We start from the raw sequence: 12,751 nt of genomic DNA on the forward strand, positions 1-12,751 counted from the left end.
CCGGAAGGGAGCGGGCTCCCGCCTTAATGCGGCAGCTTGGCGCCCATCTGCTTCACGAGATCGCCGATCTGCTTGCAATAGGCGGCGGGGCTGCCGTTCTGCGCCTTGGCGATGACCTCGATGTCCTGCTCCATGCCCATGGCCGAGATTGTGCCCTTCCGGCCGGCGGCCTCGGCGGCATCCCCCCCGCTGAGATCGGACGGCGCGGGAATCATCGCGATCAGCTTCTTCTGGACATCAGCAGCGGCCGCGTCGGTGTAACCCTTGTCGGCGCAATAGCCGAGGATTCCGAGCTGGTTGCGGGCGGCCTGATAGGCAACCTTGAGCTGGTCGGCCTGTGTCTGGGCAAAGGACGGGGCCACCGAGCCCAAAAACACGACCGCGGAGACGGCCATCAACGACTTGTAAAAGTTCATGGGGAATATCCTCAGGCTATCATGGTCTCTAGCATGCCAAGATGCTCTATCCCCCACGCCAACTGGCCTAGCGCACACAGCGAGCCCGGGCAACCCGGAACGCCGTGGCATGGCCGGCGGCGTCGCCGTGTTTCACGGCAGGAGCGGAGGGACTCCCACGCAGGCGTACTGCCCGGCTCCCTTCGCCGGAGCGACAGGGGGGGGTCGAAATCGGCGTGACCCTCGACCTGCGGACGATATTCGTAACCGGTGCGCTGACCTGCTTCATCATCGGCGCGATGCAGTTGATGACTTTCGCGACCGGCCGCTTCACCCGCAGCCCGGTCTGGTGGGGCGTCAGCAGCCTGTGCATCGGCACCGGCCTGCTCGGCGCGGCCTTCCGCGGCGCGATCCCTGACATCCTCTCGATCGAGTTCGCCAACACCATCATGCTCGCGGGCTGCCTGCTGCTGCTCTTCGGCATCCGCAACTTTGCCGGCCGGGAGCTGAACTGGTTCGGATTCGGGGTGGTTCTCCTCGGCACCTGGGCCTTGCTCGCGCTGTCACCCGGGGCAGAAGGCTATTCGACACGCGTCATGGTCGTGGCGACGGTCATGGCTCTCTGCGACGCGGCGATCGTCCGCGAAGCCGTCAGGCTCGGCCGGCTGGAGAAGCTGCGCTCCGCCTGGCTGCTCGCCGCCCTGTTCTCGCCGACGGTGCTGATCTATGCCGGGCGCATCACACTGGCAGCGCTGGATCAGGTCGGCACGATGCTGTTCCCGGCCGATGCGGGAGCGACCGGCTGGCTCGCTGCGGCCGGCGTGGCTTTCGTCATCCTGAGAGGGCAGGCCCTGCTGCTGCTGGCGGCCGAGCGCAGTAACCGCATGCTGGCCACATTGGCCCGACGCGACCCGTTGACCGGGGCGATGAACCGCTCCGGCCTCGAACAGTGGCTGGTCCAGCAATCGCGCGGCGAAGGCCGGGCTGCGCTCCTGCTCGTCGACATCGACCATTTCAAGAAGCTCAACGACACGCTCGGCCATGCGGCCGGCGACCGCATCCTGCGCCTGTTCGCGGAGACGGTGCGGGAGCAACTGCGCAGCACCGACATCCTGGCCCGGCAAGGTGGCGACGAGTTCGCGATCATCCTGCCCGATGTCGGCGTCCGGGAATCTGTCCGGGTGGCGGAACGCATCCGCCACGCCTTCCGCGACAAGCTCGCCGATTTCGCCGAGCTCAGGCTGCTGCCGACGCTCAGCATCGGCGTGGCCGAGGTCGAACTCGGCCAGCGCGAGCTCGACGACCTGCTGGTCGAGGCGGATGAGGCACTTTATCGCGCAAAGCGGCTGGGGCGCGACCGCGTCCAGGCACAGCTCAAGCCCGTGGCTTGAAGGCAGCCCCGCATCACAGCGCCATGGCGGCGGCGCGGATACGCCTGATCCCGGCCGCAGCCATCTCGGCCCAGGCTCGATCCAGCGAGCCGTCGAGATCGATGGCGCGGCAGGCATCCTCGACCACGATGGTCTCGAAACCCGCGCGGGCGGCGTCCAGCGCCGTCCAGTTCACGCAGAAATCGGTGGCGAGCCCGGCGATGATCACCTTCGCGATGCCGCGTTCGCGCAGATACCCCTCCAGCCCCGTCGGTGTCCGACGGTCAGCCTCGATAAAGCCGGAATAGCTGTCGATGCCCTGGCGAAAGCCCCTGCGGATCACCGCCTCGGCATGGGGCAGATCGAGTCCGGCATGGAAGGCAGCCCCAGTCGAGCCCTGAACGCAATGATCCGGCCAGAGCACCTGCGGGCCATAGGCCAGCTCGATCGTCTCAAACGGCTTTCGGCCGGGATGGCTGGAAGCGAAGGAGGCGTGGCCAGCCGGGTGCCAATCCTGCGTCAGCACGACATGACGGAAGCGGCGACCGAACGCATTGATAACGGGCACGACGGCCTCGCCATCCCGAACCGCGAGATTGCCGCCGGTACAGAAATCGTTCTGGACGTCGACGACGAGCAGAACGGTCCGGTCGTCGGCCATAGGCCTGGCTCCTATTGCAGCCTGACATCGACCACGCCGGGCGCGGCGCGCACGGCATTGGCGATCTGCTGGTTGACCGGGAACTTGCCGGGCAGTTCGATCTCGACCTCCTGGGCGCCGTCGTCGATGATCATGACGATCGAGACCTTGCCCTCGGCGCGCATCGCCTCACGCGGGCGAAGGCGTTCGGCAACGGAAGCCACAGCCTTGTCGTCGCGGAGATAGACGACGAGATCCTGCTTCTGGCGCGCGGCGAGGCCATCGAGCTCCTCGGCATCCTCGATGCGCGGGCGTACCTCTTCGCCGTCGAGCACGGCGGAGAGCCGCAGCACCAGCGCCCTGCCCGGCTCGAGCAGGTCGCGCAGCTTCATCAGCCCTTCCGAGAACAGCACGGCCTCGAACTGGCCGCTCGGATCGGACAGGTTGACGATGCCCATCTTGGAGCCGGATTTGGTGCGCCGCTCCGACTTGTCGATGACGGAAACAGCGACCTTGCCGACGCCGGTGCCGTTGACCTTCACCGTCTGCGCGAAATCGGCATAGCGCTGCACGCGCAGGCGCTTCAGCACATGCTCGTAATCGTCCAGCGGGTGGCCGGAGAGGAAGAAACCGACCGCCTCATGCTCGCGCCTGAGCTTCTCGGCCGGCGCCCAAGGCTCGACCTGCGGGATGCGGAAGGCCTCCTGCACCACGCCACCGCCGAGCAGGTCGAACTGGCCCGCCGCGGCCTCGTCGCGGGTGCGGTTCGAGAGCGCCAGCATGCCGTCGAGCGCCGCAACCGCTCGTGCGCGATCCGCCTCCAGCTCGTCGAGTGCGCCGGCAGCGATCAGTGCTTCCAGCGTGCGGCGGTTGACGAGCCGGGTGTCGATGCGCCGCGCGAGATCGGCGAGATCGCGGAACGGGCCATTCGCCTGCCGCGCCGCCACGAGCGATTCCACGGCCGCCGTGCCGACGCCCTTGATGGCACCGAGGGCATAGAAGATCTTGCCATCGGCCACGTCGAACTCGACGCCGGACTGGTTGATCGCCGGCCGCTCGACCTTGATGCCCAGACGCTCGGCATCGCGGCGGAATTCCGAGAGCTTGTCGGTATTGCCCATGTCGAGCGTCATCGACGCGGCCAGGAACTCGACCGGAAAATTCGCCTTCAGATAGGCGGTCTGGAAGGCGACGATGGCATAGGCCGCCGCGTGGCTCTTGTTGAAGCCGTAATCGGCGAACTTCGCCAGCAGGTCGAAAATCTCGGAGGCGACGTCCTTCTTGATGCCGCCCTCGATCGCGCCCTTCACGAAGCGGTCGCGCTGGGCGTCCATCTCCGCCTTGATCTTCTTGCCCATGGCGCGGCGCAAGAGGTCCGCTTCGCCGAGCGAATAGCCCGAGAGCGCCTGCGCCACCTGCATCACCTGTTCCTGGTAGACGATGATGCCGTGGGTCTCGCGCAGATAGGGCTCCATGCCGGGGTGGAGATAGGTCGGATCCTCCAGCCCGAGCTTGCGGCGGCAATAGGTCGGGATGTTGTCCATCGGGCCCGGCCGGTAGAGCGCCACCAGCGCGATCAGGTCCTCGATCCGGTCGGCCTTCATCTCGACCAGCGCCTTGCGCATGCCGACCGATTCCACCTGGAACACGCCGACCGTCTCGCCGCGGGCCAGCATGGCGTAGGTCGTCGGATCGTCGAAGGGCAGTTTGGCGAGATCGATATCGATGCCGCGCTGGGCGATGAGCTTCACGGCCGTGGTCAGCGTGGTCAGCGTCTTCAGGCCGAGGAAGTCGAACTTCACCAGCCCGGCCTGCTCGACCCATTTCATGTTGAACTGGGTCACGCGCATGCCGGTGCGCGGATCGACCGAGAGGGCGACGAGCTGTTCGAGCGGCCGGTCACCGATCACCACGCCTGCGGCGTGAGTCGAAGCATGGCGGTGAAGCCCTTCCAGCTTCTGGCCAATTTCGAGCAGGCGCGCGACGATCGGCTCCTCCTCGGCCGCCTGCTGCAGCTTGGGCTCGCCCTCGATCGCATCCTTCAGCGAGATCGGCTTGGCCGGGTTCTGCGGCACGAGCTTGGTCAGCTTGTCGACCTGGCCATAGGGCATCTCCAGCACGCGGCCGACGTCGCGCAGCACGCCGCGGGCGAGCAGCGTGCCGAAGGTGATGATCTGGGCGACGCGCTCCTGCCCGTAATGACGCTTGACGTAGTCGATCACCTCTTCACGCCGGTTCTGGCAGAAGTCGATGTCGAAGTCCGGCATCGAGACACGGTCGGGGTTGAGGAAGCGCTCGAAGAGCAGGCCGAAGCGCAGCGGATCGACGTCGGTGATGGTCAAGGCATAGGCAACGAGCGAGCCCGCGCCCGAGCCGCGCCCCGGACCGACCGGGATGTCCTGGTTCTTCGCCCATTTGATGAAGTCCGAGACGATCAGGAAGTAGCCCGGAAACTTCATCCGGGTGATGATCGAGAGCTCGAAATCGAGCCGCTTCTCGTAATCCTCGACGCTGAAGCCTTCGGCCGGGCCGTGCTTGGCGAGCCGCGCGGCGAGGCCGGCGCGCGCCTGTTCCTGAAGCTCCTCCGCCTCGTCACGGCCCTCCTCGCCGAAGCGCGGCAGGATCGGCTTGCGGGTGGTGACGCGCCAATGGCAGCGCATCGCGATCTCGACCGTATTCGCCAGCGCCTCCGGCAGATCGGCGAAGCGCTTCTTCATCTCGGCGCGCGAGGCGAAATAATGCTCCGGCGAGACGCGGCGGCGCGTGCCATCGGAAACAAGGCGGCCTTCGGCGACAGCCAGCAGCGCATCATGCGCGTCGAAATCGGCGGGCTTGGCGAAGAAGGGCTCGTTGGTCGCGACGATCGGCAGATCGGCATCATAGGCGAGCCGCAGAAGATGGGCCTCGCGCGCCGCCTCACCGTCGCCGCCGTGGCGCTGGATCTCGACATAGAGCCGGTCGCCATAGATGCCGGCGAGCGTCGCGAGGCGCGACGCCGCCTGCGGGAGCTGGCCGAGACGCAAGGCAACGTCGATCGGCCCGCCCTGCCCGCCGGTCAGCGCGATCAGGCCGGTATCGTAGGCGGCGAGGCGCTCGATCGTAGTGACCGGCTGGCCGGAACCGCCGGTCGCCAGAGCCGCCTCGCTGACGAGCTTCATCAGGTTGCCGTACCCGCCCTCGTCCATGGCCAACAGGACGATATGCGGCAGGCGCTGCGGCTGCGTCGGCTTGCGGCTGCCCTCGCCCTCATCGGCGAAATCGACCGAGAGCTGCACGCCGACGATCGGCTGCAGGCCCGAGCCCGCCAGCTTCTCCGAGAATTCGAGGCCGCCGAAGAGATTGTCGGTATCAGTCAGCGCCAAAGCTGGCTGGCCGTCGGCCGCGGCCATCTTGGCGAGCGTCGCGATCGTCATCGCGCCTTCGAGCAGCGAATAGCTCGAATGGACATGCAGGTGGACGAAGCCGATCTCCTGGAGAACGCGCGCCTCGCCAGCTTCCCGACCCATGTCCCACTCCTGTCGCCGCAACCGGGCGACTCGTCGATCCCGGCTCTTCTTATGCGTCCGGGACGTGGCCGGCGTCGAGGCCCAGGAGCCCGGTCTGTGGATGGCTGCTGCCGCCTTCAGACATGCGGGCCCGAGAGGATGGCAGCCCAGAGCCAGATCATGCCGAGGAAGACGCCGAGCGAGGCGATCTCGGCCAGGCCGGCGGCGAATTTACGCGCTGCAGTCATGAAAACCTCCTGTGTTCTCGATAAGTTCAGTTTAGTTCACTTTTTGTTCTCGTCAATGTCGATAGGGAAACCAGGCCGGCAATCCCGGCACGGAGGTTAATGAAACCTTGCCGGCATTCTGAGGCGGTACCAGCGATCAGCGGTGCTGCTCGAAGATTGCCACGGATACGAGGGGTCGACGTGAACCGGACCTTCCGCGCCCTGTTTCGGCGACACCTGGTCTCAAGACGCGGACGCTCGCCACGAGGGCGAGCATGACACGATGTCGTTTCCGGGCGGAAATCTTCGCCACCCTTCCGCGGCGTGCCGAAAGCCCGAAGCCAGCATGTCGCAGGTCATTGCTGGCAAGGATCTGGCCGATGGGAACCAGCCGCCTACAGCTTGACCACCAACCCGTCGCGGATCGTGACCTGCCTGTCCATCTGACCGGCAAGTTCGAGGTTGTGCGTCGCGATCAGCGCCGCCAATCCCGAGGCCCGCGCCAGCGCCATCAGCGTGCCGAAGACATGCTGCGCGGTCTGCGGGTCGAGATTGCCCGTCGGCTCGTCGGCCAGCAGCAGGCGCGGGCCGTTGGCGACGGCGCGGCCGATAGCGACGCGCTGCTGTTCACCGCCAGACAACTCGCTCGGCAGATGGTCGAGCCGCTCGCCGAGACCAAGGAAGGTCAGAAGCTCGGAGGCGCGCTCCTCGGCGATTCCACGCGAGAGGCCGCGGATGCGCTGCGGCAGCACGACATTCTCCAGCGCCGTGAACTCGGGCAGGAGATGGTGGAACTGGTAGACGAAGCCGATCTCGGTGCGACGCAGGCGCGTGCGCCCCTTGTCGTCGAGCTTAGTCGTGGCAAGCCCGCCGACAAAGACCTCGCCGGCATCGGGCTTCTCCAGGAGGCCTGCGACATGCAACAGCGTCGACTTGCCAGTGCCGCTCGGCGCGACCAGCGCGACGACCTCGCCCGGCCAGAGCGCGAAATCGGCCTTGCGGAGCACTTCGAGCGGTGCGTCGCTCTGCGGATAGTAGCGCTCGACCTGGGAGAGGAAGAGCGCGGGCATTTCTTGCGCCATCGCGTCAGCCCATCCTCAGCGCTTCGACCGGGTCGAGGCGCGCCGCCTTCCAGGCCGGGTAGAGCGTCGCCAGGAGCGACAGCGTCAGCGCCATCAGCACCACGCTCACCACCTCGCGCCAGTCGGTAACAGAGGGGATGTCACTCAGGAAGCGCACGGTCGGGTCCCAGAGATTGGCGCCGGTGATCCAGTTCAGCGCCGCCATGATCGACTTGATGTTCTTGGCGAAGACGACGCCGAGCGCGAGGCCGGCCAGCGTGCCGATGACGCCGATCGCAGCCCCGGTGATCAGGAAGACGCGCAGCACCGTGCCGCGCGTGCAGCCCATGGTGCGCATGATCGCGATATCGGCGGTCTTGTCCTTCACCAGCATGATCAGACCGGAGACGATGTTCAAAGCCGCGACCAGCACGATCAGCGTCAGGATGATGAACATCACGTTCCGCTCGACTTCCAGAGCGTTGAAGAACGAGCGATTGCGCTGGCGCCAGTCGGAAAGCACGAGCGGGCGTGGCGCATCGGCCTCGATCGCGTCGCGGACGGCCTGGGTCCTATCGGGATTGTCGACGAAGATCTCGATGACGTTCACGTCGCCGTCGCGGTTGAAATAGGCCTGCGCTTCGGCAAGCGGCATGTAGACGAAGGTGCCGTCGAATTCGGTCATGCCGATCTCGAAGATCGCCTTGACCGGATAGGCCTTGATCCGCGGCGCAGTGCCGAAAGGCGTCGAGGCGCCCTGCGGCGAAACCAGCGTCATCATGTCGCCAGCCTGGATGCCCAGCGCATTGGCGAGGCGCCGGCCGATGGCGACGCCGGGCGTCCCGCCGTCGAAACCGTCGAGCGTGCCGGACTTGATGTTGCCGCCGATGAACGGAATCGCCTTGATGTCGCTCTCGCGCACGCCGCGCACCAGCACGCCGTTATTGCCGGTCTGCGAGGAGGCGAGCGCCTGCCCTTCGACCAGCGGAATAGCGAGCTTGATGCCGGGAATCTTGGCGAGCCTGGCCGCAACACTGTCATAATCGTCCAGCGGGCGGTCGATCGGAGTCGCGAAGATATGGCCGTTCACGCCGACGATCTTGCTGAGCAGTTCGATCCGGAAGCCGTTCATCACCGACATCACGATGATCAGCGTGGCGACGCCGAGCATGATGCCGAGGAAGGAGAAGCCGGCGATGACCGAGACGAAGCCCTCGCGCCGGCGGGTGCGCAGATAGCGCCCGGCGAGTTGCCACTCGAAACCGGCGAAGGCCTTGGTTCCGGTCGGGATATCGGCGCTGTCGGCGACGGCGCTCATGCGGCAGCTCCCATCCGATGCATCTGCATGATGGTGTCCGCCGTCACGCCGCCCTGCCCTTGAAGCGGTCGAGCGCGGCTTCCAGCGAAACGAGCTCGCGCTCGCCGCCGTTACGGCGCTTGATCTCGACTTTGCCCTCGGCCAGCCCCTTCGGGCCGACGATGATCTGCCAGGGCACGCCGATCAGGTCAGCGGTGGCGAACTTGGCGCCCGGCCGGTCGTCGGTGTCGTCGAGCACGGCGTCGTAGCCCTTGGCGAGCAGGTCCTTGTAGATGCGCTCGGCCGCGCCGTCGGTCGCCGCGTCGCCGGCCTTGAGATTGATGACCGCAATGTCGAAGGGCGCGATCTCCTCGGGCCAGACGATGCCGGCATCGTCGTGGCCGGCCTCGATCAGCGCCGCGACGAGGCGGCTCGGGCCGATGCCATAGGAGCCGCCATGCAGCAGCACGGGCTGGCCGTCCGGCCCGGCGACGGCCGCGCCCATCGGCTCGGAATATTTCGTGCCGAAATAGAAGATATGGCCGACCTCGATGCCGCGCGCCGAGACGCGCTTGTCTTCCGGAACCGCCTCGAAGGCGGCCTTGTCGTGCATTTCCTCGGTCGCGGCGTAGAGGCTCGTCCACTTGTCGAAGACGCCCTGCAGACCGGCGACGCTGTCGAAATCGGTGTCGGCGGCCGGCGTTTCGAAATTCAGGTAGTCGCTGTGGCAGAACACCTCGCTCTCGCCGGTCGAGGCGAGCACGATGAACTCGTGGGAGAGATCGCCGCCGATCGGGCCGGTATCGGCCTTCATCGGGATCGCCTTCAGGCCGAGCCGCGCGAAGGTGCGCAGATAGGCCGTGAACATGCGGTTATAGGCGTGGCGCGCCGCGTCCTTGTCGAGATCGAAGGAGTAGGCGTCCTTCATCAGGAACTCGCGGCCGCGCATCACGCCGAAGCGCGGACGGACCTCGTCACGGAACTTCCACTGGATGTGGTAGAGATTGAGCGGCAGGTCCTTGTAGGACTTGACATAGGAACGGACAATCTCGGTGACCATCTCCTCGTTGGTCGGGCCGTAGAGCATGTCGCGATCATGCCGGTCCTTGATGCGCAGCATCTCCTTGCCATAGGCGTCGTAGCGCCCGCTTTCGCGCCAGAGATCCGCCGACTGGATGGTCGGCATCAGGATCTCGACGGCACCCGAGCGGTTCTGCTCCTCGCGGATGACATTGCTGATCTTGTTGAGCACGCGCAGGCCGAGGGGCAGCCAGGAATAGATGCCCGCCGATTGCTGGCGGATCATGCCGGCGCGCAGCATCAGCCGGTGCGAGACGATCTCCGCTTCCTTGGGCGTGTCGCGCAGAAGGGGCAGGAAATAGCGGGAAAGACGCATCGGAAAACCTGTCGGAGGGCCCCGCGCGCAGAATCGCGCCGGGAGATCGGAGAGCGAGTCGGCCTAGCTGAGAGACACCATCGCTCTCGGCAAAATGCAAACCAAAATCAGCAGGAAGCGGCGGAAGATGGCGAAGTTATGTGCCTTTCGCCGTGGATCGTGCCATCAGCCCCCGGCAAAGCGCGCCTTCAGCGCAGCAAGTACCGGCGCCGGCACGAAGGGCGAGACGTCACCGCCCATCGCCGCGATCTGCCGCACCAGCGTCGCGGTGATGTAGCGCACGCCGGGCGAGGCCGGCAGAAAGACGGTCTGCACGTCTGGCGCCATCGTGCCGTTCATGCCGGCCATCTGCATCTCGTAGTCGAGGTCGCTGCCGTCGCGCAGGCCGCGGATGATGATCGAGGCCCCGGCACGGCGCGCCGCGTCGACGGCGAGATCGTCGAAGGTCACGACGTCGAGCGCGGCGCCCTTGGCCGCCAGCAATGGCGTAGCGACCTGACGCAGCAGTTCGGCGCGCTGCTCGACGGTGAGCAGCGGCGTCTTTCCGGGATGGACCCCGATCGCCAGGACGAGCCTGTCGCAGAGGCCGGCGGCGGCGGCAATGACGTCGGCATGGCCGTTGGTCACTGGATCGAAGGAGCCGGTGTAGAAAGCGATGCGTGCCATGAGGCCAGCGTTAGCCGCTGGGCCGGGAGACGACAAGTCTTCTCAGGGGCTTGGGGGCCTCAGGTCAGCGGCACGAGGGCGGCCAGCGCTGCCGCACTGCCGATGATGATCGAGACGAGAACCATAAGAGAGGCCGTAGCGGAAGCACGGCGGGAACTGGCATAGGACAGGCGGGCATCCATGAAGTCAGCCTCGGCGAATCGGGAGTTATCCGGTTTCCTTTGGGTGAGGGCCGCTGCGGGCCGTCCCAAGGCGAGATTTTGACGAAACGGTGACATCGGCCACCTGTTCCGGCTTTCGATTGCCTTTTCGACCGTCTCGCGCGTAAACGGGCGCGCCATGCTGACGATCAACGACATCACATACCGCCTCGGCGAGCGCCTGCTGCTCGACCATACCGGCGCCGCCATCCCCGACGGCGCGCGTGTCGGCTTCGTCGGCCGCAACGGCACCGGCAAGACCACGCTGTTCAAGATCATCACCGGCGATCTCGGCACCGAGAGCGGCAATATCAGCTTGCCCAAGGGCCGGCGCATCGGCGGCGTGGCGCAAGAAGCGCCCGGCGGCCCGGAAACGCTGATCGAAGTCGTGCTCGCCGCCGATACCGAGCGCACGGCGCTGATGAAGGAAGCGGAGACCGCGACCGATCCACACCGCATCGCCGAGATCGGCACGCGGCTCGCCGATATCGGCGCGCATTCGGCGCCGGCGCGCGCCGCGATGGTGCTGCACGGGCTGGGCTTCAACGAAGAGGCGCAACAGCGCCCCTGCTCCGATTTCTCCGGCGGCTGGCGCATGCGCGTCGCGCTTGCGGCCGTGCTGTTCTCCGAGCCCGACCTGCTGCTGCTCGACGAGCCGACCAACTATCTCGATCTCGAAGGCACGCTCTGGCTCTACGATTATCTGGAGCGCTACCCGCATACCGTGATCGTCATCAGCCACGACCGCGAACTGCTGGACACTTCGGTCGACCACATCATGCATCTCGACCAGGGCAAGCTTACACTCTATCGCGGCGGCTATTCCTCCTTCGAGAAGCAGCGCGCCGAGAAACAGATGCAGCTCGCCCGTGCCAAGGAAAAGCAGGACGCCGAGCGCAAGCATCTCCAGTCCTTCGTCGACCGCTTCAAGGCCAAGGCGACCAAAGCCCGGCAGGCGCAGTCGCGCGTCAAGCGGCTGGAGAAGATGCAGACCATCGCGACGATCATCGACCGCGACGTGCAGCCCTTCGTCTTCCCCGGCCCGGAAAAGCCGCTCTCACCGCCGATGATCGTGCTGGAGGATGCCAGCGCCGGCTATGGCGAGCGCAAGGTCTTGTCCCGCCTCAACCTCTCGCTGGCGCCGGACGACCGCATCGCCCTGCTCGGCTCGAACGGCAACGGCAAGTCGACCTTCTGCAAGCTGATCGGCGGACGGCTCGACGCCATGTCCGGCGAGATGAAGAAGTCGAGCAAGCTGGAGACCGCCTATTTCGCCCAGCACCAGCTCGACGAACTGCGGATCGAGGATACGCCCGTCGGCCATCTGCGCGACCTGATGCCCGATGCGCCCGAGGCCAAGGTCCGCTCCAAGGCGGCGCAGATCGGCTTTCCCGCCAGCAAGGCCGACACGCCGGTGAAGCTGCTGTCAGGCGGCGAGAAGGCACGCCTGATGCTGGGTCTGGCGACCTTCCACGGGCCGCATCTGCTCATCCTCGACGAGCCGACCAACCATCTCGACATCGACAGCCGGACCGCGCTGGTCACCGCGATCAACGACTATCCGGGTGCCGTCATCCTCGTCAGCCACGACCGCTTCCTGATCGAGGCCTGCGCCGACCGGCTCTGGCTCGTCGGCGGCGGCACGGTGAAGAATTTCGACGGCGACATGGACGATTACCGGACCTATGTCCTGGGTGCCGCCAAAGCCGAGAAGCGCGGCAAACCCGCCCCCGAAGCCGCCGCCAAGCCCAAGGCCGACGAGCGCAAGGAAGCGGCGACGAAGCGGGCCGCGCAGGGACCGCTGCGGCAGAAGCTCAATCTCGCCGAAGCGCGCATCGCCAAGCTGACGGGCTTGATCGAAAAAGTGGACGCGGCGCTCGCCAACGGCGCCTTCTCGCGCGAGCCGGACAAGGCGCTGCAGCTCTCGCGCCAGCGCGCGGAATTGTCCGAGGCGCTGACGGCAGCGGAGGAAGAGTGGCTGCTGCTCGGCGAGGAACTCGAGAGCGCCTGAGCG

General features: G+C 66.3%; 10 protein-coding genes. 2 read left to right on the top strand and 8 right to left on the bottom strand.

Features of this window, described 5'->3' with window-relative positions; translation table 11 throughout:
* Positions 1 to 23: 23 nt before the first annotated feature.
* On the bottom strand, positions 24 to 416 hold the full coding sequence (locus J0I42_RS13595; protein ID WP_291655489.1) for a pore-forming ESAT-6 family protein: 393 nt from the start codon (positions 414 to 416) through the stop codon (positions 24 to 26).
* 215 nt (positions 417 to 631) lie between these two features.
* Here J0I42_RS13595 and J0I42_RS13600 point away from each other — a divergent pair, with 215 nt between their 5' ends.
* Positions 632 to 1,786 (top strand): GGDEF domain-containing protein, encoded by a 1,155-nt coding sequence (locus J0I42_RS13600; protein WP_291655492.1) that lies wholly within the window; start codon positions 632 to 634, stop codon positions 1,784 to 1,786.
* Positions 1,787 to 1,799: 13 nt separating this feature from the next.
* On the opposite strand, the gene pncA is transcribed toward J0I42_RS13600, so the two are convergent.
* From pncA to J0I42_RS13635, 7 genes are all read right to left on the bottom strand, one after another.
* The gene (gene pncA, locus J0I42_RS13605) at positions 1,800 to 2,426 is read right to left on the bottom strand and encodes a bifunctional nicotinamidase/pyrazinamidase (protein ID WP_291655494.1); all 627 of its coding nucleotides are present in this window, start codon (positions 2,424 to 2,426) and stop codon (positions 1,800 to 1,802) included.
* 11 nt (positions 2,427 to 2,437) lie between these two features.
* A complete protein-coding gene (dnaE, locus tag J0I42_RS13610; RefSeq protein ID WP_291655496.1) occupies positions 2,438 to 5,911 on the bottom strand; it encodes a DNA polymerase III subunit alpha in 3,474 nt (1,157 codons plus the stop codon).
* Between the two features lie 601 nt (positions 5,912 to 6,512).
* Positions 6,513 to 7,199: an ABC transporter ATP-binding protein gene (locus J0I42_RS13615; protein ID WP_291655498.1), complete on the bottom strand. Its 687-nt coding sequence runs from the start codon at positions 7,197 to 7,199 to the stop codon at positions 6,513 to 6,515.
* A 4-nt stretch (positions 7,200 to 7,203) separates the two neighbouring features.
* Positions 7,204 to 8,496 (bottom strand): lipoprotein-releasing ABC transporter permease subunit, encoded by a 1,293-nt coding sequence (locus tag J0I42_RS13620; protein WP_291655500.1) that lies wholly within the window; start codon positions 8,494 to 8,496, stop codon positions 7,204 to 7,206.
* A 43-nt stretch (positions 8,497 to 8,539) separates the two neighbouring features.
* Positions 8,540 to 9,871, bottom strand: a complete 1,332-nt coding sequence (proS, locus tag J0I42_RS13625) for a proline--tRNA ligase (protein ID WP_291655502.1) — start codon at positions 9,869 to 9,871, stop codon at positions 8,540 to 8,542.
* 165 nt (positions 9,872 to 10,036) lie between these two features.
* On the bottom strand, positions 10,037 to 10,537 hold the full coding sequence (gene coaD, locus J0I42_RS13630; protein WP_291655503.1) for a pantetheine-phosphate adenylyltransferase: 501 nt from the start codon (positions 10,535 to 10,537) through the stop codon (positions 10,037 to 10,039).
* A gap of 59 nt (positions 10,538 to 10,596) precedes the next feature.
* Positions 10,597 to 10,896, bottom strand: a complete 300-nt coding sequence (locus J0I42_RS13635) for a hypothetical protein (RefSeq protein ID WP_291655504.1) — start codon at positions 10,894 to 10,896, stop codon at positions 10,597 to 10,599.
* On the opposite strand from J0I42_RS13635, the gene J0I42_RS13640 reads away from it, so the two are divergent.
* Positions 10,877 to 12,748: an ABC-F family ATP-binding cassette domain-containing protein gene (locus J0I42_RS13640; RefSeq protein ID WP_291655505.1), complete on the top strand. Its 1,872-nt coding sequence runs from the start codon at positions 10,877 to 10,879 to the stop codon at positions 12,746 to 12,748. The genes J0I42_RS13635 and J0I42_RS13640 overlap by 20 nt on opposite strands.
* The last annotated feature ends 3 nt before the right edge of the window (positions 12,749 to 12,751 follow it).

This window comes from Allobosea sp. (assembly GCF_017308015.1).
Lineage (GTDB): Bacteria > Pseudomonadota > Alphaproteobacteria > Rhizobiales > Beijerinckiaceae > Allobosea.